This is a genomic window from Anaeromonas gelatinilytica (genome assembly GCF_016820635.1).
GTDB classification, from domain to species: Bacteria; Bacillota; Clostridia; order Tissierellales; family SIT17; genus Anaeromonas; species Anaeromonas gelatinilytica.
This window is the reverse complement of record NZ_WSFU01000134.1, coordinates 20,133-40,022: the sequence shown is the minus strand read 5'-3', so window position 1 is coordinate 40,022 and position 19,890 is coordinate 20,133. Positions and strand designations below refer to the sequence as shown.

At 32.4% G+C, this 19,890-nt stretch carries 24 protein-coding genes; 22 read left to right on the top strand and 2 right to left on the bottom strand.

What is annotated here, in order from left to right; all coding sequences use genetic code 11:
* Window positions 1–18: 18 nt before the first annotated feature.
* Together prfA and GOQ29_RS12590 are read left to right on the top strand one after the other, a co-directional pair.
* Window positions 19–1,089 (top strand): peptide chain release factor 1, encoded by a 1,071-nt coding sequence (prfA, locus tag GOQ29_RS12595; RefSeq protein ID WP_203373017.1) that lies wholly within the window; start codon window positions 19–21, stop codon window positions 1,087–1,089.
* A 35-nt stretch (window positions 1,090–1,124) separates the two neighbouring features.
* Window positions 1,125–2,300 carry a cation:proton antiporter gene (locus GOQ29_RS12590; RefSeq protein ID WP_203373016.1) on the top strand — a complete coding sequence of 392 codons (1,176 nt, stop codon included), beginning with the start codon at window positions 1,125–1,127 and terminating at the stop codon, window positions 2,298–2,300.
* A 36-nt stretch (window positions 2,301–2,336) separates the two neighbouring features.
* Here the strand turns inward: GOQ29_RS12590 and GOQ29_RS12585 are convergent, their stop codons facing one another.
* Window positions 2,337–3,071: a ZIP family metal transporter gene (locus GOQ29_RS12585; protein WP_207750716.1), complete on the bottom strand. Its 735-nt coding sequence runs from the start codon at window positions 3,069–3,071 to the stop codon at window positions 2,337–2,339.
* 144 nt (window positions 3,072–3,215) lie between these two features.
* Between GOQ29_RS12585 and GOQ29_RS12580 the strand changes: the two genes are divergently transcribed.
* The 18 genes from GOQ29_RS12580 to GOQ29_RS12495 all read left to right on the top strand — a co-directional run bounded on the left by GOQ29_RS12580 (window position 3,216) and on the right by GOQ29_RS12495 (window position 16,476).
* On the top strand, window positions 3,216–4,259 hold the full coding sequence (locus tag GOQ29_RS12580; RefSeq protein WP_203373015.1) for an L-threonylcarbamoyladenylate synthase: 1,044 nt from the start codon (window positions 3,216–3,218) through the stop codon (window positions 4,257–4,259).
* 11 nt (window positions 4,260–4,270) lie between these two features.
* Complete coding sequence (locus GOQ29_RS12575) at window positions 4,271–4,732, top strand: low molecular weight protein arginine phosphatase (RefSeq protein ID WP_252187623.1); 462 nt, start codon at window positions 4,271–4,273, stop codon at window positions 4,730–4,732.
* Between the two features lie 10 nt (window positions 4,733–4,742).
* Window positions 4,743–5,189 carry a ribose 5-phosphate isomerase B gene (gene rpiB / locus GOQ29_RS12570; RefSeq protein WP_203373014.1) on the top strand — a complete coding sequence of 149 codons (447 nt, stop codon included), beginning with the start codon at window positions 4,743–4,745 and terminating at the stop codon, window positions 5,187–5,189.
* A 40-nt stretch (window positions 5,190–5,229) separates the two neighbouring features.
* A complete protein-coding gene (gene upp, locus GOQ29_RS12565; RefSeq protein WP_203373013.1) occupies window positions 5,230–5,859 on the top strand; it encodes a uracil phosphoribosyltransferase in 630 nt (209 codons plus the stop codon).
* Window positions 5,860–5,960: 101 nt separating this feature from the next.
* Window positions 5,961–6,368: a deoxycytidylate deaminase gene (locus tag GOQ29_RS12560; RefSeq protein WP_203373012.1), complete on the top strand. Its 408-nt coding sequence runs from the start codon at window positions 5,961–5,963 to the stop codon at window positions 6,366–6,368.
* 98 nt (window positions 6,369–6,466) lie between these two features.
* Window positions 6,467–7,123 (top strand): acetate CoA-transferase subunit alpha, encoded by a 657-nt coding sequence (gene atoD, locus GOQ29_RS12555; protein WP_203373011.1) that lies wholly within the window; start codon window positions 6,467–6,469, stop codon window positions 7,121–7,123.
* Window positions 7,123–7,782: a 3-oxoacid CoA-transferase subunit B gene (locus tag GOQ29_RS12550; protein ID WP_203373010.1), complete on the top strand. Its 660-nt coding sequence runs from the start codon at window positions 7,123–7,125 to the stop codon at window positions 7,780–7,782. Before atoD ends, GOQ29_RS12550 begins: the two co-directional genes overlap by 1 nt.
* Before the next feature lie 78 nt (window positions 7,783–7,860).
* On the top strand, window positions 7,861–9,210 hold the full coding sequence (locus GOQ29_RS12545; RefSeq protein ID WP_203373009.1) for a short-chain fatty acid transporter: 1,350 nt from the start codon (window positions 7,861–7,863) through the stop codon (window positions 9,208–9,210).
* 218 nt (window positions 9,211–9,428) lie between these two features.
* Window positions 9,429–9,665: an AtpZ/AtpI family protein gene (locus GOQ29_RS12540; RefSeq protein ID WP_203373008.1), complete on the top strand. Its 237-nt coding sequence runs from the start codon at window positions 9,429–9,431 to the stop codon at window positions 9,663–9,665.
* Window positions 9,666–9,669: 4 nt separating this feature from the next.
* Window positions 9,670–10,050 carry an ATP synthase subunit I gene (locus tag GOQ29_RS12535; RefSeq protein WP_203373007.1) on the top strand — a complete coding sequence of 127 codons (381 nt, stop codon included), beginning with the start codon at window positions 9,670–9,672 and terminating at the stop codon, window positions 10,048–10,050.
* A 28-nt stretch (window positions 10,051–10,078) separates the two neighbouring features.
* Entirely contained in the window at window positions 10,079–10,759 is a 681-nt protein-coding gene (gene atpB / locus GOQ29_RS12530) for a F0F1 ATP synthase subunit A (RefSeq protein WP_252187622.1), read from the top strand.
* A 35-nt stretch (window positions 10,760–10,794) separates the two neighbouring features.
* Window positions 10,795–11,055: an ATP synthase F0 subunit C gene (atpE, locus tag GOQ29_RS12525; protein WP_203373005.1), complete on the top strand. Its 261-nt coding sequence runs from the start codon at window positions 10,795–10,797 to the stop codon at window positions 11,053–11,055.
* A gap of 101 nt (window positions 11,056–11,156) precedes the next feature.
* Window positions 11,157–11,669, top strand: coding sequence for a F0F1 ATP synthase subunit B (locus tag GOQ29_RS12520; protein ID WP_203373004.1), 513 nt, complete (start codon window positions 11,157–11,159; stop codon window positions 11,667–11,669).
* Window positions 11,657–12,223, top strand: a complete 567-nt coding sequence (locus tag GOQ29_RS12515) for a F0F1 ATP synthase subunit delta (RefSeq protein ID WP_203373003.1) — start codon at window positions 11,657–11,659, stop codon at window positions 12,221–12,223. Before GOQ29_RS12520 ends, GOQ29_RS12515 begins: the two co-directional genes overlap by 13 nt.
* On the top strand, window positions 12,220–13,734 hold the full coding sequence (gene atpA, locus GOQ29_RS12510; protein WP_203373002.1) for a F0F1 ATP synthase subunit alpha: 1,515 nt from the start codon (window positions 12,220–12,222) through the stop codon (window positions 13,732–13,734). Before GOQ29_RS12515 ends, atpA begins: the two co-directional genes overlap by 4 nt.
* Window positions 13,735–13,764: 30 nt before the next feature.
* Window positions 13,765–14,625, top strand: a complete 861-nt coding sequence (gene atpG / locus GOQ29_RS12505; protein ID WP_203373001.1) for an ATP synthase F1 subunit gamma — start codon at window positions 13,765–13,767, stop codon at window positions 14,623–14,625.
* Between the two features lie 27 nt (window positions 14,626–14,652).
* Window positions 14,653–16,059, top strand: coding sequence for a F0F1 ATP synthase subunit beta (gene atpD / locus GOQ29_RS12500; RefSeq protein ID WP_203373000.1), 1,407 nt, complete (start codon window positions 14,653–14,655; stop codon window positions 16,057–16,059).
* Window positions 16,060–16,074: 15 nt separating this feature from the next.
* Window positions 16,075–16,476 (top strand): F0F1 ATP synthase subunit epsilon, encoded by a 402-nt coding sequence (locus GOQ29_RS12495; RefSeq protein WP_203372999.1) that lies wholly within the window; start codon window positions 16,075–16,077, stop codon window positions 16,474–16,476.
* A gap of 333 nt (window positions 16,477–16,809) precedes the next feature.
* Here the strand turns inward: GOQ29_RS12495 and GOQ29_RS12490 are convergent, their stop codons facing one another.
* Window positions 16,810–17,127 (bottom strand): hypothetical protein, encoded by a 318-nt coding sequence (locus GOQ29_RS12490; protein WP_203372998.1) that lies wholly within the window; start codon window positions 17,125–17,127, stop codon window positions 16,810–16,812.
* Window positions 17,128–17,701: 574 nt separating this feature from the next.
* On the opposite strand from GOQ29_RS12490, the gene GOQ29_RS12485 reads away from it, so the two are divergent.
* Window positions 17,702–18,505, top strand: a complete 804-nt coding sequence (locus GOQ29_RS12485; protein WP_203372997.1) for a YwmB family TATA-box binding protein — start codon at window positions 17,702–17,704, stop codon at window positions 18,503–18,505.
* A gap of 90 nt (window positions 18,506–18,595) precedes the next feature.
* On the top strand, window positions 18,596–19,852 hold the full coding sequence (gene murA / locus GOQ29_RS12480; protein WP_203372996.1) for a UDP-N-acetylglucosamine 1-carboxyvinyltransferase: 1,257 nt from the start codon (window positions 18,596–18,598) through the stop codon (window positions 19,850–19,852).
* The last annotated feature ends 38 nt before the right edge of the window (window positions 19,853–19,890 follow it).

Below are 19,890 nucleotides of genomic sequence, written 5' to 3'. Positions count from 1 at the left end.
ATAGTAGGAGTGAAATTTATGTTAGAAAAATTAGATTTTCTTGAAGAAAAATATAAAGATCTTAATCATAAAATAAGTGATCCTGAGATAATAAATAGAACTAATGAATGGCAGAAATATGTAAAAGAACATGCAGAAATAGAGCCAATAGTAAATAAATATAGAGAATATATAGAAGTAATCGAAGGAATAAAAGAGTCAAAGGAAATGTTGAATGATAAATTAGAAGATGATTTCAAAGAAATGGTAAAGGAAGAATTAAATGATCTTAATGAAAGAAAAGTAAAATTAGAAGAAGAAATAGAATTCCTTTTGATACCTAAAGATCCTAATGATGATAAAAATGTTATAGTGGAAATTCGTGCAGGGGCTGGTGGAGATGAAGCTGGTATTTTTGCAGGAGACTTATTTAGAATGTATTCAAGATATGGAGAAAGACAAGGGTGGAAAGTAGATATTATGAATACTAGCACTCAAGGAATTGGAGGATTTAAAGAAATAGTATTTATGATTAAAGGTAAGGGTGCTTATTCTAAGCTTAAGTATGAATCTGGAGTTCATAGGGTTCAAAGGATTCCAGCTACGGAATCTGGAGGACGTATTCATACATCTACATCTACAGTAGCAGTATTACCTGAGGTGGATGATGTAGAAGTAGAGATAAATATGAATGATGTTCGTGTGGATGTATATCGGTCTTCAGGTAATGGAGGACAGAGTGTTAATACTACTGACTCAGCGGTTAGACTTACTCATGAACCAACAGGTATAGTAGTTGCTATGCAAGATGAGAAATCTCAGTTAAAAAATAAGGAGAAAGCTTTTAAAGTATTAAAGGCTAGAATATATGAAAAACAAATATCAGAACAAAATGCTGAAATTGCAGAAGCTAGAAAGATTCAAGTGGGAACTGGAGATAGAAGTGAAAGAATCAGAACTTACAATTATCCTCAAGGAAGGATAACTGATCATAGAATTAATTTAACAGTATATAAGCTAGATAATTTCTTAGATGGAGATATAGAAGAAATGATAGATGCATTGATTACTAGTGATCAAACTGAAAAACTTAGAAATATTGAAGAATAATATCTTCATAGTATTGTCTTTGGAGGTAATGACTGATGGAAAGTAGTTTAATGTTCTTAAAGGATATAGCAATGCTTTTATTCTTTGCAAGTGTAGGTGGATATATTAGTAGTAAATTAAAGCAACCACAAGTATTAGGACAAATAATATTTGGATTGCTTATTGGACCATCAATACTTAACATAATAAAAAGTACTGAATTTATAGAGCAAATAGCTCAAATAGGAGTCATACTTCTAATGTTCATAGCAGGCCTTGAGACAGATTTAGATGATTTGAAGTCTTCTAGTAAATCTTCTACTTCCATAGCTTTGGGAGGAGTCTTAGGACCCATGATATTAGGAATGATAGGGATACTATTATTGAAAGGAACAGTAGCATTAAATGAAGCAATATTTGTAGGAGTAATACTTACAGCAACTAGTGTGAGTATTACAGTACAAACCCTTAGAGAATTAGGTCAGCTAAGGACGCGTCAAGGGATCGGAATATTAGGAGCGGCTATTATAGATGATGTAGTAGGTATAATATTAGTTACTCTTGTAGTAGGTATAGTGGATCCTACACAGAATAGTAATATTATATTTGTATTAGGAAAGATTATATTTTTCTTTGTAATATCATTAGTAATAGGCGTTATATTTTCTAAATCATTGACTAAATTTTCTGACAAGGTAAATCGAGAGAATAAATTGTTGACATTGGCATTAATATTTTCATTCTCATTAGCTTTTATAGCGGAAGAATTGGGTGTAGCAGCAATTATTGGTGCATATATAACGGGAGTGATATTTTCTTGTACTCCGCACAGGAATAGAGTTTCTCATGAGATACAAAGAGTAGCTTATTCAATATTCACTCCAATATTTTTTATGAATATTGGGTTGGGAGTGAAGTTAGATAATATAGGTGGAAGCGTATTACTCAGTGTAGTGATAATTACTGCTGCTATTTTAGGAAAAGTTGGAGGTTGTTATGTTGGAGGTAGGATATCCAAATTTACTACTAGAGAATCATTACAAATAGGAATAGGTATGGTGCCCAGAGCAGAAGTTGCTCTTATCGTTGCAAATTTAGGGTTAAGTATAGATGTAATAGGTCAAGATGTATTTACTGGAGTGGTATTGTTGGTATTGGCTTCGACAATTATAACTCCTATATTATTAAAGAAAGTTTATAGTGATAAAGCTAAAATAATAAAAGAGTCTTGAAAAAATTTTTTCAAGACTCTTTTATCAAGTATATAGTTATAGACATTCTATAAGTATGAGCCCAAGTATAAAACCTGTGGATAAACCTAATGTAGATATTCTTCCTTTGTGGATATTTTTAGAATTTGGGATGAGTTCTCCACAGATTATATATAACATAGTTCCAGCGGCTATAGCTAAGCATAGTCCAATAAATATATCTGATATATTACCAAGCACAGCTCCCAAAAAGGCGCCTATACCTGTAGGAATCCCAGCTAATAATGTTAGAAATATTACTTTGAGTTTTCTAAATCCGCTCATTCTTAAAGGAGTGGCCATGGCCATTCCTTCAGGAATATTATGTAATGCTATAATTATACCTACTTTTATTCCAATATCTGAAGTAAACATGAAACCGGAGCCTATTGCTAAACCTTCTGGAAGATTATGTAGAGCAATGCCTATTCCCATTAGTAATCCTGTTTTTAAGAAACCTTCTTTCATGTTTTTACATTTTTTATTTGCTTTATAAAATATATCTTCTATTAACAAAACTAACATTATTCCAAATATAATGCCAATTATAACTATAGTTAAACCGCCTAAAGTTATGGCTTCAGGCATTAAATCAAAAGTGATGATAGAAAGCATAAGACCAGCAGTAAGACCTAAAAGCATACTAAGAAATTTATTATTTGGATTTACAAGGAAAATAGTGAGTGTTCCTCCGAGTCCGGTTCCGATTATGCCGATAAGAAAACCAATAAGTGTAGCTAAATATATTTCCATTATTTCACCTCTAAAAAAGAATCTTAATTAATTCTATTCCGTGAAAATATAGATTATGTTATATCAGTATTGGATATATCCTAGATATAAGGATAAAAATAATATATAATATGTAAGGAAGAAAAAGCAGTAAGAAGGGATAAAATGAAAAGGGAAACAATGATAATAAAATCTGAAGATTTAGTAGGATTAAAAAAAGCAGCAGAAATTCTTAAAAGTGGAGGGCTAGTTGCAATACCTACAGAAACAGTATATGGATTAGGTGCTAATGCTTTGGATGAGGAAGCAACAAAGAAAATATTTATAGCTAAAGGAAGGCCTCAGGATAATCCTTTGATAGTTCATATATCTGATACTAATCAATTGGAAGATCTAGTTTTAGAAATTCCTGAGAAGGCTTATATTTTAATGGAAAAATTTTGGCCAGGCCCTCTTACATTGATAATGAAGAAATGTGAAAAAGTCCCTGATATAATAACAGCAGGATTAGATACTGTAGCTATAAGGATGCCCAATCATGCTATTGCAAGGAAAATCATAGAATTAGCTAATTTACCAATAGCTGCCCCTAGTGCTAATATATCAGGAAGACCAAGTCCTACTGACGCAAATCATGTAATAGAAGATTTGAAAGGTAAAGTAGATGCCATAGTAGATGGAGGAAGAACAGGGGTAGGAGTAGAGTCTACAGTAGTAGATGTTACAGAAGATATTCCAACAATACTTAGACCCGGAGGAATAACAGAAGAAGATTTATTAAATGTTTTTTCAGAGGTTAATGTTGATCCTGCTCTAAAAGGAAAAAACAAGGATATTATTCCTAAATCTCCAGGCCAAAAATATAAGCATTATTCTCCTAATGCTAAAATGAAGATTATAAACGGAGAATTGCATCAAATGATTAATAGAATAAATAAGTTATATCAAGAATTTACACAAAAGGGATTAAAGGTAGGAATATTAGCTACAGAACAAAGTAAATGGAGTTATCCTTGTGATATAACAATAGTTGTAGGAGATAGAAAAAATCCAAGTACAATAGCTTCAAATTTCTTTAATTCTCTTAGGGAATTTGATAGAATGAATGTGGATATTATCCTAGCAGAAGGGGTAGAAAAATTTGGGATAGGTAAAGCAATAATGAACAGAATGGAAAAGGCAGCGGGGTTTGACATAGAAAATCTATAGGGAGTGATTTTTTGAGAAATATTCTTTTTGTATGTACAGGAAATACTTGTAGAAGTAGTATGGCAGAGGTCGTTTTAAAGGATATTGTAAAAAATATGGATGAGAAAATAGATATAAATATTCATTCTAGAGGATTATCTGCAATAAATGGAAGTAAAGCATCGAAACATGCAATTGAAATTATGAAGGAAGATGGTATAGATCTTTCTAAACATAGAGCTAAATCAATAACAAGAAAAGATGTAGAAAATGCAGATTTGATATTAACTATGACTTATAACCATAAAATTATATTATTAAATTTATATGAAGATGCAAGGGATAAAACATATACATTAAAGGAATTTGCTCATGGAAAAGATGACTTAGATATAAAAGATCCATTTGGTCGTTCAGTGGAAATATATAGAAAGAATGCAGATGAAATAAGAGAAGCACTGGAAAAAGTGATAAAGAAAATAAAAAATAAATAGGAGGAATATAATGAAAATAGCAGTAGGAAGTGATCATGGAGGTCTTGAGTTAAAGGAAGAAATAAGAAAACATTTAGAAGATAAAGGAATACCTATTAAAGATTTTGGAACATATTCAGAGGATTCAGTAGACTATCCTGATTTTGGTAAGAAGGTATCAGAAGCAGTGGCTAAAGGTGAATATGATAAAGGTATAGTAGTATGTGGTACTGGAATAGGTATTTCTATAGCATGTAATAAAGTTAAAGGAATAAGATGTGCTTTATGTTCAGATACGTACTCTGCTAAGATGGCAAGTATGCATAATAATGCAAATGTAATAGCATTGGGAGGAAGAGTTTTAGGGAAAGATTTAGCAAAAGAAATAGTAGATTCCTTTTTAAAGGCAGAATTTGAAGGTGGAAGACATGAAAGAAGAGTAGATAAAATTATAGATATAGAAAATAATATGTTATAATATATGAGATTGTACAAAACCTTTAGAAAGGAGATGTGTTATGAGCGAATTATATGTGATGGATCACCCATTAATAAAGCACAAGCTTACCTTTATTAGAGATAAAAATACTGGTTCTAAATCATTCAGAGAATTGGTGAAGGAAGTAGCAATGTTAATGGGTTATGAAGTAACAAGAAACCTTGAGTTAGAAGAAATAGATATAGAAACACCTGTAGCAAAAACGAAATCTCAAATCATATCTGGTAAAAAATTAGGAATAGTACCAATTTTGAGAGCTGGATTAGGAATGGTAGAAGGAATGTTGAGCTTACTACCTGCTGCAAAAGTAGGACATGTGGGACTGTATAGAGATCCTGATACCTTAGAACCAGTGGAATATTATTGTAAGCTTCCATCAGATGTGGAAGAAAGAGATTTTATAGTAACAGATCCTATGCTTGCAACAGGAGGATCTGCAATCGCAGCAATAGATGCTCTTAAAAAAAGAGGAGCAAGAAACATTAGGTTAATGTGTTTAATAGCTGCACCAGAAGGGGTAAAATCAGTACAAGAAACTCATCCTGATGTAGATATATACTTAGCAGGATTAGACGAAAAATTAAATGATCATGCCTATATAGTTCCAGGCTTAGGAGATGCTGGAGATAGATTATTTGGTACCAAATAATATGGGACAGGGGGACGGTTCTCCTGTCCCACTTTTGTATTCTTGTATACAATTATGGGACAGAGGAACCGTCCCCCTGTCCCACTTTTGGAGGTTGAAATATGAGAAAAGATTGGGATGCATATTTTATGGATATTGCTTATAAGGTTGCGGAGAGAAGTACTTGTCCTAGACTTCGTGTGGGAGCTGTAATTGTAAAGGATAAACGAATAAAAGGGACAGGATATAATGGTAGTCCTGCAAAATTACCTCATTGTGATGATGATGGATGTTATATGATAAATGGTCATTGTAAGAGAACGATTCATGCAGAGATGAATTGTCTATTAGAAACTACGCCAGATGAGAGAAAAGGTGCTACTATTTATGTTACTCATCAACCCTGTACTGAATGCCAAAAATTAATAATAACTTCAGGGATAACAAGGGTTGTATTTTCTAAAGCTTATGAGCCAGAAATAAACTGGTTTGACTATGCTCCACATATTGAAGTAATACATTTAGGATAATATTAACAATATATAAGAATTAGTAGGATGGTAAATTTTTTACCTTTGTGATAGAATAATTTGTAGTGAAAGGTAAATATAACATGGGGGTGTATAAAATGAACAAATTAATCTCTATTGATGAAGCTATAAATCATATCGAAGATGGAATGACAGTTATGATTGGCGGGTTCTTGGCGGTAGGAACTCCAGAGAAGCTTGTAGATGCTTTAGTAGAAAAGGGAGTGAAGGATCTAACAATAATAGCTAATGATACTGGCTTTGTAGATAAAGGTATAGGAAAGCTTGTAGTAAATAAACAAGCTAAGAAGGTTATAGCTTCACACATAGGAACAAACAAAGAAACAGGAAGACAAATGAATGAGGGAGAGTTAGAAGTTCAATTAGTACCTCAAGGAACATTAGCAGAGCAAATTAGAGCTGCTGGATATGGTCTTGGTGGAATACTTACTTCAACAGGAGTTGGAACAGTAGTGGAGGAAGGTAAGAAGAAAATTGAAGTGGATGGAGTAGAATACCTTCTTGAATTACCAATTAAAGCAGATGTGGCTTTAATAAAGGCAGATAAAGTAGATAAAAAAGGTAATATTCGTTACAATAAAACAGCTAAAAACTTTAATCCTATAATGGCAACAGCTGCTGATATAGTAATAGTGGAGGCAGAAAAAATAGTTGAAACTGGAGAGTTAGATCCAGATGATGTTATGACACCAAACATCTTTACTACTTATATGGTTGATGGAGGTGCTAAATAATGGATAAAAATCAAATAAAAGAGCTTATAGCTAAAAGAGTAGCAAAAGAGTTGCACGATGGGGACGTAGTAAATCTAGGAATTGGTCTGCCAACATTAGTAGCAAATTTTATTCCAGATGAAATTGATGTGACATTCCAATCAGAAAATGGATTTGTAGGATTGGGACCTTCTCCAAAAGAAGGAGAAGAGGACAAAGATGTATCCAATGCTGGTGGACAATATGTTACAATCAAAAAAGGTGGAGCTACATTTGACAGTGGAGTATCCTTTGGAATAATAAGAGGTGGTCATGTAGATGCAACTGTATTAGGTGCATTACAAGTAGATGGTGAAGGTAATTTAGCTAACTGGATGATACCAGGGAAAATGGTTCCAGGAATGGGTGGAGCTATGGATTTAGTAGTAGGTGCTAAAAAAGTTATAGTTGCAATGACTCATACAGCTAAAGGAAGTCCAAAAATACTTAAGGAGTGTTCATTACCACTTACAGCTGCAGGACAAGTAAACTTGATAATTACAGAAATGGGAGTAATAGAAGTAACAGATAAAGGATTAGTTCTTAAAGAATTAGGTCCAGAAGTTACAGTAGAAGATGTAAAAGCAGCTACAGAAGCAGAGCTAATAATATCAGATGATTTAAAAACAATGGAAGTTTAAAAAATAGCCATTAGCCATTTTATGACTAATGGCTATAATTAATTAAAGTTTTTGCAATTAAAATAAGGGGGGAATATTATGTTTAAAAAATTCACTAATGGTTGTGTTTCATTAGTACAGAAGTATTTACCAGATCCGTTTTTATTTGCAGCAATACTATCATTAATAGTATTTGTATTTGGGATGTTTATGACGAATCAAGGACCAATAGATATGATAGCCCATTGGGGTGGAGGCTTTTGGAGTTTATTAGCCTTTTCAATGCAGATGGCATTAGTGTTAGTGACAGGACATACATTAGCAAATGCACCAATAATTAAAAAAGGATTAAAAAAACTAGCATCAATACCAAAGACTCCATTACAAGCAATATTTGCAGTTAGTTTTGTTGCAATATTGGCATGTTGGATTAATTGGGGATTTGGATTAGTTATAGGAGCATTATATTCAAGGGAATTAGCAAGGCAGATTAAAGGAGTAGATTATAGATTACTTATAGCATCAGGATATTCAGGATTCGTAGTATGGCATTCTGGGATATCTGGTTCAGTACCATTACAATTAGGTACAGCAGGAAAAGGACTAGCAGAAGCTACTTCAGGTATAGTTACATCTCCTATATCAACAAGTGAAACTATATTTGCACCATATAATCTAATAATATTTGGAATAATATTAATTACTATGCCTTTATTAAATAGAGCAATGCATCCAAAAGAAGATGATGTATTTGTAATAGATCCAGAATTATTAGCAGATGAAGATCTAGATGTAAAAGTGGAAAATCCTACATTTGCAGATAAAATGGAAAATAGCCCAATATTATCAATGATAGTTGGATTTTTGGGATTAATTTATATAGGATATTATTTTATGAATAATGGATTTGATTTAAACTTAGATATAGTTAATTTCATATTCTTATTTGCAGGAATAATATTACATGGAACACCAAGGAGATTTTTAAATGCTATAACGGTTGCAGCAAAGGGGACAGGCGGTATAATACTTCAGTTTCCATTTTATGCAGGAATAATGGGAATGATGACTGGAGTAAATGCTTCTGGTGTATCTTTAGCATCTGTTATATCTAATGGATTTGTAAATATATCTACAGCTATGACATTTCCATTTTTCTCATTTTTGAGTGCAGGAGTAGTGAATTTCTTTGTGCCTTCTGGTGGAGGTCAATGGGCAGTACAGGCTCCAATCATGATGCCGGCAGCAGCAAAACTAGGTGTATCAGCAGCAGATACCGGTATGGCTATAGCATGGGGAGATGCATGGACAAATCTTATACAACCATTTTGGGCATTACCAGCATTAGGTATCGCTGGTCTTGGAGCTAGAGATATAATGGGATATTGTATAGTAGATTTAATATATACAGGTATAATAATTTCCTTAGGATTATTATTCTTAATATAGAAAGTGAAGGCAGAGATTTAATCTCTGTCTTTGAATTTTATTTTTTATTTAATAGTAAAATAGTATACAATTAGGTATTACATACTAAATTTAATAAATATACAGATAATAAAAAACTATCCTTGAGAATAAATAATATATACTTTATAATATATAGTATATAAATTTTGATGAACTTTTCTTAAAATTTAAATAACACCTAATGGTGGAGTGATGGGATGAGCCCCAAGGATAATAATGATAATAAGAGAAAAACATTACAATATCTTGCTTATATATCTCAAATAGGTATATCTATGATAGTACCTATAATGATAGGTATATTTTTGGGTAAGTTTTTAGATGATTCATTTGGAACAAAAGTATTATTTTTAGCTATATTTTCAGTGATAGGAGTAGCCGCTGCTTTTGTGAATCTATTTAAGATGACAACCCGAGATATTAATAGGAAGTGATCAGTTGAGTCTAGTAGAAAATACAGGACATAAAATAATAAGAAGAGTAGTCATATTAATTATTATACTCTCAGGAATAATTTTGATTACCATTCCTGAACCTAAGGAGTATGTATTGGGATTAATATTTGGGGGGATAATAAATTTATTGAATTTTCGTTTAATGTCTATAACATTAGAAAAATCATTAAATATGCCTCAAGGGAAGATAATGCCTTATATTTTAGCTAATTATATGATAAGGTATTTGATTTATGGGATAGTACTTACTATAGCAGCTTTAGCCGATTATCTTAATTTTTTAATGGTAATTATAGGCTTTTTTATGGTGAAAGTAATCATATTATTAGATACATTCTATGATATGATTAAAAAAAATAAATAGATGACTTATATTGAAGGGAGGTATGGCTTTGGATAATATTCAAGGGATAGCATTTGAATTTATGGGTAAGGATATATATATTCATGATACTGTGGTTAATTCATGGTTAGTAGTAATAGCGTTATCCATATTTGCAATCTACATAAATAAGAAGATAAAGAATGCAAAGGTAGATGAAAAGCCTACAGGTATTTTGAACGTTGTGGAGATAATAGTTGAGGCAATAGATAATCTAGTTGAATCCACAATGGGAAAAGATAAAATGAAATTTTCCCCGTATATTGTAATGCTAGCTTTATATTTGGCTGTAGCAAATTTATTAGGATTGATAGGATTAACACCACCTACCTCTGATTATAATGTTACACTTGCTTTAGCTATAATTACATTTGTTATGACTCAATATTATGGAATGAAGTCAAAGGGAGTAGGAGGATATTTGAAGACTTTAGGAGAACCATTTGTATTTTTGCTTCCAATAAATATTGTTGGAGAGATAGCAAATCCAATATCATTATCCTTCCGTTTATTTGGTAATATCTTAAGTGGTGTTATAATCATGGGATTATTATACGGTGCATTAGGATATTTTGCACCAGTAGTGACATTTGCATTGCATGGGTATTTTGATGTATTTGCAGGATTAATACAAACTTTTATATTTATGATGCTTACAATGGTTTTTGTATCTATGGCCATGGATGATTAAAAATAAAAATAATTTAAATTTAAGGAGGAAATAAAATGTTAGAAGGAATTACAAGCGAAGCTTTCATACTTGGATGTTCAGCAATAGGAGCAGGATTAGCAGCAATAGCAGGTATAGGACCTGGAATAGGACAGGGATATGCCGCAGGTAAAGCAGCAGAGGGAGTAGGTAGACAACCAGAAGCACAAGGAGATATCTTGAGAACAATGATTCTTGGTCAGGCAGTTGCCGAGACTACTGGTATCTATGGATTAGTTATTGCGATAATTCTATTATTTGTTCAACCATTACTTTAAGAGAATTATTGATTATAAGAGTTGGGTAAACCTACCCATCTCTTATTGTTGTATCTAAGAGCTAGAATTAACTCCAAAATCAAGAAGGGAGGATTATATAAATGAATTTTCAAATTCATGTATTGCCTGATCCGGTCAATTTCTTTCTTCAATTATTAGCTACATTAATATTATTTTTTGTACTTAGACATTTTCTATATAAACCAGTATCTGAGTTTTTAAATAAAAGAAAAGAAACAATTAAATCTGATTTAGAAAGTGCAGAAAATAAAAGAGCAGAGGCTATAAAACTTAAAGAAGAATATGAAGCTAAAGTAGAAGAAGCTAAAGGTGAAGGAAAAGAGATAATAGAAACCTCTAGAAGAAGAGGAGAAGATTTAAGAAATGAAATAATAGAAGAAGCTAAAAATGAAGCTCAAAGCATTAGAGAAAAATCTAAGAGTGACATAGAAAGAGAAAAACAAAAGGCTCAAATGGAGTTAAAGGGAGAAATGGTTACTATTGCCATGCTTGCTGCATCTAAAGTAGTAGACAAAAACTTAGATGAAAAATCCCATAAGGATATGATAGATAAGTTTATTGATGAGGTAGGGGAAAGTCAATGGCAGAGTTAATAGCAAAAAGATATGCTGAAGCCTTCTTCGAAGTAGCAGTAGAAACTGACAATTTAGAAGAATTTAAAGAAGAAATATCTGCAGTATCTAAGGTTTTAGAAGAAGAAGAGAAATTAAAGATTATATTTGAGCATCCTAAACTTTCTAGAGATGAGAAAAAAGATATATTAAATTCTCTATTTAAAGGAAAAGTTAGTAATGAAATAATGAATCTACTCTATATAGTAGTAGATAAAGGTAGAGAAAGATATATCAAGGCTATAGAAAAAGAATATATAGCCCTTGCCAATGAAAAACAAGGTATAGTAGAAGGTAAGGCTATAACGGCAATAAAGATGGAAGACAGTAAGTTGAGAGAATTAGAAGAAAAATTATCTAAAAAGTTTAATAAAAAATTTAAATTAATAAATGAGATAGACAAAGACATATTAGGCGGAGTCCTAGTAAAGATTGGTGATAAGGTTATAGATTCAAGCGTTAAGGGACAAATCAATAAGATAACAAAGGAGCTTAACACTACTACAGTAACTAAGAAAGAGGTGAAGAACTCATGAACCTAAGACCGGAAGAAATAAGCTCAATTATTAAAGAGCAGATAAAAAGATATGAAAAAAGAATCGATGTGGAAGATGTAGGTACTGTAATCGAAGTTGGAGACGGTATTGCCAGAGTTCATGGATTAGAGAATTGTATGTCAGGAGAGCTTCTAGAGTTCCCTGGAGAAGTATATGGTATGGCTCTAAACTTAGAGGAAGATAATGTAGGATGTGTTCTTCTAGGTGATGATGAAAACATCAAAGAGGGAGATACGGTAAAGAGAACAGAAAGAATAGTGGAAGTTCCAGTAGGAGAGCAAATGATAGGTAGAGTAGTAAATGCTCTAGGTCAAGCAATTGACGGAAAAGGACTTATCACCTCCGAAAAATTTAGACCAGTAGAACAAAAGGCATCAGGAGTTATCACAAGAAAATCAGTATCTGTTCCATTACAAACAGGTATAAAAGCGATAGACTCTATGATACCAATTGGTCGTGGACAGAGGGAACTTATAATCGGAGATAGACAGACAGGTAAGACAGCAATAGGAATAGATACAATATTAAACCAAAAGGGTCAAGATGTTATATGTATATATGTAGCGATAGGACAAAAGAAATCTACAGTTGCTGGTATAGTTGAAACTCTTGAGAAAAATGGAGCAATGGAATATACAACTATAGTATCAGCTACAGCAAGTGAACTTGCACCATTACAATACATAGCCCCATATGCAGGAGCAGCAATGGGAGAAGAGCTTATGTACAATGGTAAAGATGTCCTTATAATATATGACGATCTATCAAAACATGCGGTGGCATATCGTACAATGTCGTTACTACTTAGAAGACCACCAGGAAGAGAAGCATATCCTGGAGATGTATTCTATCTACATTCCAGATTATTAGAGAGAGCAGCGAGACTTAGTGACGAATATGGTGGAGGATCTATGACAGCTCTTCCAATTATAGAGACACAAGCAGGAGATATATCAGCGTATATCCCAACAAATGTTATATCAATAACAGATGGACAGATATTCCTTGAGTCAGACTTATTCTTCTCAGGACAACGTCCTGCAGTAAACGCTGGACTTTCAGTATCTCGTGTTGGTGGAGATGCTCAGATAAAAGCCATGAAGAAGGTATCTGGTACACTTAAATTAGATCTTGCTCAGTACAGGGAATTACAATCTTTTGCTCAGTTTGGATCAGACTTAGATAAGGAAACTCAAGCAGCCCTTGCTCAAGGGGAGAGAATCATGGAGGTTATAAAGCAACCTCAATATCAACCAGTAAAAGTAGAACATCAAACGATGATTTTATATGCTGTAACTAAGAAGCATTTAAAGGATATTCCAGTTGATAAAATCAAGGAATTTGAATTAGAATTTTATAAATTCATGGATAATAATCACCCAGAAGTGGGTAAATCAATCCTTGAAAATGGAAAACTAGAAGAAGATACAGAAAATGAACTTAAGGAAGCTCTAGAAGAGTTTAAAAAAGACTTTGAGAAGACTATGTAATAAGTCCTCATAGAAAGTAGAGGTGATTCGATGGCTCAAGAGAGTATGCAGGATATCAAGAGGCGAATCAAAAGTGTAGGTAATACAAAACAAATTACAAAGGCTATGGAACTTGTATCTTCCTCAAAATTAAAAAAAGCTAGAAGAAGACTAGAAGCAACTCAACCATATTTCCTTACAGTACTGAGAAGTATTCAAGATATATTAGCAACTACTAGGGGAATTAATCATCCTATGCTTAATAAAAGAGAAGTAAAGAATAAATGCTATATAGTAATTACTGCAGACAAAGGATTATGTGGTGGATATAATATAAATATCATAAAAAAAGTAGAAGAAGATATAGAAGATAAAGAAAGGGCTAAAATCATAACCATAGGACAAAAGGGTAAAAATCACTTTAAAAGAAGAGATTATGATGTAACGGGAAGCTTCACTGGAATATCTGAAGATCCTACATATATGGATGCAACTCAGATAGGTAATATGGCTCTAAAGCTATATAGAGAAGGAGAAGTGGACGAAGTTAATATAGCCTATACTCAATTCAAAAGTACCATAACCCATGAACCTACTATAATGAAGCTTCTTCCTGCTGAAGGAATAAAAGAAGAAGAAAGTGATGGAAAGAGAGTATTGACAGACTATGAACCTTCCCCTGAGGAAGTATTAGATTATCTCATTCCTAAATATATTAAAGCTGTATTATACGGTTCAATGATAGAGTCTTCTGCCAGTGAGCAAGGAGCTACAAGAATGGCGATGGAAGCTGCCACCGATAATGCAGAAGAATTAATTGATGGATTAACTCTAGATTATAATAGAGCTCGTCAAGCTGCAATCACACAAGAAATTTCAGAGATAGTAGGTGGAGCAGAAGCTCAGAAATAGCGATTAAATGAAAAGGAGTTGAAATAGATGGCTGAAAAGAACATAGGAAAAATTGTTCAGATAATCGGTCCGGTACTTGATATTAGATTTGATGAAGATAATCTTCCTAACCTATACAATGCCATTGAGATAGAAGGCAAAGAAGGAACGATAATTGCAGAAGTTTCCCAACATATCGGTGATGACATAGTAAGATGTATATCAATGGATTCTACTGATGGATTTGTTAGAGGAATGGATGCTATAGATACAGGTGCACCTATAACGGTGCCTGTAGGAGAAAACACTCTAGGAAGAATGTTTAGTGTTACCGGAGAAGCAATAGATGGAAAGGAAAATGTTACAGAAGGACCTAAATCTCCAATCCATAGATCAGCACCTCCCTTTGATGAGCAAGAAACAGCATCAGAAATATTTGAGACAGGAATAAAAGTAGTTGACCTTATAGCTCCATATTCAAGAGGTGGAAAGGTTGGACTATTTGGTGGTGCTGGAGTTGGAAAGACAGTACTTATCCAGGAACTTATAAATAATATAGCAACAGAGCACGGTGGATTATCAGTGTTTGCCGGTGTTGGAGAGAGAACAAGAGAAGGAAACGACCTATACTATGAAATGAAAGAGTCGGGAGTAATAGACAAAACATCTTTAGTATTTGGACAAATGAATGAGCCTCCTGGAGCTAGAATGAGAGTTGCTCTTACAGGACTTACAATGGCAGAGCATTTTAGAGACGAAGCAGGTCAAGATGTACTTCTATTTATAGATAATATATTCAGATTTACTCAGGCTGGATCAGAGGTATCTGCGTTACTTGGACGTATGCCTAGTGCCGTTGGATACCAGCCAACATTAGCGACAGAGATGGGACAATTACAGGAGAGAATCACATCCACAAAGAAAGGTTCAATCACATCAGTTCAGGCAGTATATGTGCCAGCCGATGACTTGACTGATCCAGCTCCTGCTACAACATTTGCCCATCTAGATGCAACAACAGTTTTATCTCGTTCGATTTCAGAGTTGGGTATATATCCTGCAGTGGATCCGCTAGATTCAACTTCAAGGATACTAGACCCTGCAATAGTAGGAGAAGAACACTATGATGTTGCTCGTAGAGTACAGGAAGAGCTTCAAAAGTATAAAGAGTTACAGGATATAATTGCAATACTTGGTATGGATGAATTATCAGAAGAAGATAAACTTACCGTAGCAAGAGCAAGAAGAATCCAACGTTTCCTATCTCAGCCTTTTAACGTAGCTGAGCAGTTTACAGGAATGCCTGGTAAATATGTACCTATTAAAGAAACAATAAGAGGATTCAAAGAAATATTAGAAGGAAAACATGATGAACTTCCAGAGTCAGCCTTCCTATTTGTAGGAACAATAGACGAAGCAGTAGAAAAGGCTAAAAAAATGAAGGAAGAAGAATAATAAAGAGGTGATAAAATGGCAACAACATTTACCCTCGAAATAGTAAGCCCAGACAAAAAATTCTTTGAAGACGAGGTGGAAATGGTAGTAGTAAGAGGAATAGAAGGAGATTTAGGAATTCTAAAAAACCATACACCATTAGTAACTCCCCTTGCCATAGGAAGGGTAAAGATAAAACAAAATGGAAAATATAGGGAAGCAGCAGTTGCAGAAGGATATGTAGATGTAAATAAAACAAAAACTACAATAGTAACTGATGCTGCAGAATGGCCTGATGAAATAGATGTAAAAAGAGCAGAACTAGCAAAGAAAAGAGCAGAAGAAAAATTAAAAAGAAAAGATGATAATATAGATTATAGTAGAGCAGAAATAGCTCTTAGAAAAGCCATCAATAGAATAAATGTGGCAAAGAAATAATGGGACACGGGGACGGTTCTTCTGTCCCAAATATCGCAAAATTCGACACAGTAAAAGTGGAATACTTAGGTGATTCTAATTACAACAAAGACTCTTTTTAAGGTAGTAATGTTGCATCTAGGTAAATATTTAAACTTTACAAAAATAGACATTCAAATCTGGATGTCTATTTCTCATATATAATCCTATATATGAATTATTTACTATCAGATGGTCATATTTGCCGTAGGCATTGGGATATATTTTATTTTTATACTTACAAATTTTAATTTACTTGAATATTTATAGTGTTAGTTTCTAAATCAAGTTTTTCCTTAAGTTCATCGCTTATTTCTAATTTGAAATTTGTATTTTTAGGGAGATTTTCAATTCATAAACAAAAGCAGTAACAACAGTTCCATCGGTTCTTCCAATATTATTTGCTTCAATACCAACTACTGTTAAATGGTCAAAATAATCTCCACTAAATGGTCCTTTACTAGAAAGTTCTTTTTGTATACTTGAAAGTAAAGAGCTTTCCACAGAATAAACAATTTTAAAATTATCTTTATTAATTTCTACTTTTCCATTAGGGGGAATAGGTTTTTCATCGACTTCTATTTGATATTTCCATTCATTTCTTGCTACTTCTAAAAGCGTATCTTCATCCAAACATTTTATTGTTTTATCTATGAAATTCTTATATTCATTTTTTTCTTCTTCAAGTTGTTTAATTTCTAATTTATAATCATCATTCTTTTCTTCTAACTTTTTAATAAGATTACAAGCAAACCCTTTACTAATAGTGTTATTACAATTATTTGCTCTAATGGGTATTAAGAATATGATTCAAATCATGAAAATTAATAATTATTAAATGAAAAAATTCAAATAAAAAAATTGCCAACAATTACCTGACAGTAATCAGTAAAAATAAGGAATAGACAATTATGGAAAAACTTTGTTATAATATTAATGGTAATGTAATATAGTCAAAAATTAATTGTAATATTAATCTGATATTATATAGTGGGTTGATGTTACATATTCAATTGATTTTAAATTTAATATTTTTATTGTATTCTTTCCTAAATGTTTTAAAAGTTAATGTATAAAGGACAAGATGAATTGTCAATACTGTTTATTGAAAGGGAAGAGTACTAGACCGTAAAAATGTTTTTGTCCCCCTTTAACATTTTTACCACTGATCTTGCTCTTCCCTATCATATATTTAGGGAGGAATGATGTGGTGTTAAAAAGGACAGTAATATCAATTGGATTAATATTAATATTATCATTTTCAAATTATACAATGTCTCAAGGAATAAGAGAGGATTTGTCAGAACCAGTAGTAAATGCTTTTAAAACATCTGATGCAGAATTATTAGAAATGAATGTGGAAGTAAGAGTAGAGTTACCAAAAGAATATCTAACTGAAGATGAACTAAAAGAAATAGGACAAGACTTTATAAATAAATTTAATATAGTAGGAAAACTTCAAAATAAAAATAATAAATATGAAATTACGAGTGAAAATACACCTACATATGATATGGATCTTATTAAAGGGGACAGTCAGAATAAATTAATAATAACAGGTAAGGATAAAAATGGTAACTCATTACAAATAAATCTTTTGACATTTTCTGATAAATATAGTAGTCTTAAAAAGACTGAGTTAATAGTCAATGTAATATCTAATGAATTAAAGCAATATGATAATATTCAAAAAAACATAAAAGATATTTTTAACAATATGGAAAAAGATCCAGAAATAAACACATGTATTATTGGTACATTTAGTGGCAATATAGAAAATAATGAAAAACTAAAAATAGTATCAAATATAATGAGAAAAATAGATGCAAAAGAAATAGAAAATTATTCTGAACCAGATATTATAAGTGTTTCCGCCTATTCACCAAATATAGATAATCATATCTATACAGGAAATAATAAGATGAATTTAAATATTGCTATGAGACATAATTATACTGAGGATAAAACTTATATTTGGATTGCAACACCAATAATTTCAAAGGGATATTAAGTATTACTAATTAATCTTAAAAGTACCTTTAAAAATAATGTAAAAAACTACAACTGAATATATAAAAGTTATATTAAGGAGGAGAAGTAGGTGCCAAAACTCGTAGTTGAAAAGAGTCCTCCATTAAAGGGGACAGTTAGAATTAGCGGGGCTAAAAACTCTGCGTTACCCATATTGGCAGCAACATTATTGTCAACAAATACTTGTAAACTTGAAGAAGTGCCAAATTTAAAAGATGTAAATATAATGTCAGAAGTATTAAAGTCTTTGGGAGCTGAGGTAGAAAAGAAGGAAGAAGAATCTTTTAGTATAAATTCAGCTGATATTAACAATATTGAAGCACCCTATGAATTGATGAATAAAATGAGAGCATCATTTTTAGTAATGGGACCATTATTAGCAAGATTAGGTAAAGCAAGGATATCAATGCCTGGAGGCTGTGCTATAGGAACTAGACCTATAGATTTACATTTGAAAGGATTTAAGGCATTAGGAGCTAAAATAGAAGTAGGTCATGGATATGTGGAGGCAAGAGTAAATAGATTAAAGGGAGATAGGATATATCTAGATTTTCCTAGTGTGGGAGCCACAGAAAATATTATGATGGCAGCTAGTATGGCAGAAGGAGAAACAATATTAGAAAATGTAGCTCAGGAACCTGAAATAGTAGATTTAGCTAATTTTTTGAATAAAATGGGTGCAGATGTAAAAGGAGCAGGAACTAATACGATTAAAATTAAAGGCGTAGAAAAATTGAATAGTTGTAATCATACGATTATTCCAGATAGAATAGAAGCCGGAACTTATATGGTGGCAGCAGCAATGACTGGTGGAGACATCATAATAGAAAATGTAGAAATGGAACATGTTAAATCAATCATATCTAAGCTTAAAGAATCAAATATATATTTTGAAGAATTGGAGAGTAATAAATTAAGAGTTATAGGACCAAAAGTAATTAAAGCTGTAGATGTAAAGACATTGCCTTACCCTGGATTTCCAACAGATATGCAGGCTCAAGTAATGACATTGATGAGTATGGCGAAAGGAACCAGTGTGATAATAGAAACTATATTTGAAAACAGATTTATGCATGTAAATGAATTAAGAAGAATGGGAGCAGATATTAAGATAGATGGTAGGTCAGCCATAGTAACAGGTATTGATAATCTTATGGGAGCACCAGTTAAAGCTACAGACTTAAGAGCTGGAGCAGCACTAATATTAACCGGACTTATATCTGATGGTATTACAGAAGTAAATCAAATTCATCATATTGATAGAGGATATTCTAATATAGAAGGCAAACTTACAAAATTAGGAGCAAAAATAAAGAGAGTAGAATAAAACAGAGGATTAATCCTCTGTTTTATTATTTATTGATT

What these genes read in the sequence shown, in the direction of transcription:
- prfA (WP_203373017.1), top strand. Translation starts at nt 19, where the DNA reads ATGTTAGAAAAATTAGATTTTCTTGAAGAAAAATATAAAGATCTTAAT.
- GOQ29_RS12590 (WP_203373016.1), top strand. Translation starts at nt 1,125, where the DNA reads ATGGAAAGTAGTTTAATGTTCTTAAAGGATATAGCAATGCTTTTATTC.
- GOQ29_RS12585 (WP_207750716.1), bottom strand. Translation starts at nt 3,071, where the DNA reads ATGGAAATATATTTAGCTACACTTATTGGTTTTCTTATCGGCATAATC.
- GOQ29_RS12580 (WP_203373015.1), top strand. Translation starts at nt 3,216, where the DNA reads ATGAAAAGGGAAACAATGATAATAAAATCTGAAGATTTAGTAGGATTA.
- rpiB (WP_203373014.1), top strand. Translation starts at nt 4,743, where the DNA reads ATGAAAATAGCAGTAGGAAGTGATCATGGAGGTCTTGAGTTAAAGGAA.
- upp (WP_203373013.1), top strand. Translation starts at nt 5,230, where the DNA reads ATGAGCGAATTATATGTGATGGATCACCCATTAATAAAGCACAAGCTT.
- GOQ29_RS12560 (WP_203373012.1), top strand. Translation starts at nt 5,961, where the DNA reads ATGAGAAAAGATTGGGATGCATATTTTATGGATATTGCTTATAAGGTT.
- atoD (WP_203373011.1), top strand. Translation starts at nt 6,467, where the DNA reads ATGAACAAATTAATCTCTATTGATGAAGCTATAAATCATATCGAAGAT.
- GOQ29_RS12550 (WP_203373010.1), top strand. Translation starts at nt 7,123, where the DNA reads ATGGATAAAAATCAAATAAAAGAGCTTATAGCTAAAAGAGTAGCAAAA.
- GOQ29_RS12545 (WP_203373009.1), top strand. Translation starts at nt 7,861, where the DNA reads ATGTTTAAAAAATTCACTAATGGTTGTGTTTCATTAGTACAGAAGTAT.
- GOQ29_RS12540 (WP_203373008.1), top strand. Translation starts at nt 9,429, where the DNA reads ATGAGCCCCAAGGATAATAATGATAATAAGAGAAAAACATTACAATAT.
- atpE (WP_203373005.1), top strand. Translation starts at nt 10,795, where the DNA reads ATGTTAGAAGGAATTACAAGCGAAGCTTTCATACTTGGATGTTCAGCA.
- GOQ29_RS12520 (WP_203373004.1), top strand. Translation starts at nt 11,157, where the DNA reads ATGAATTTTCAAATTCATGTATTGCCTGATCCGGTCAATTTCTTTCTT.
- GOQ29_RS12515 (WP_203373003.1), top strand. Translation starts at nt 11,657, where the DNA reads ATGGCAGAGTTAATAGCAAAAAGATATGCTGAAGCCTTCTTCGAAGTA.
- atpA (WP_203373002.1), top strand. Translation starts at nt 12,220, where the DNA reads ATGAACCTAAGACCGGAAGAAATAAGCTCAATTATTAAAGAGCAGATA.
- atpG (WP_203373001.1), top strand. Translation starts at nt 13,765, where the DNA reads ATGGCTCAAGAGAGTATGCAGGATATCAAGAGGCGAATCAAAAGTGTA.
- atpD (WP_203373000.1), top strand. Translation starts at nt 14,653, where the DNA reads ATGGCTGAAAAGAACATAGGAAAAATTGTTCAGATAATCGGTCCGGTA.
- GOQ29_RS12495 (WP_203372999.1), top strand. Translation starts at nt 16,075, where the DNA reads ATGGCAACAACATTTACCCTCGAAATAGTAAGCCCAGACAAAAAATTC.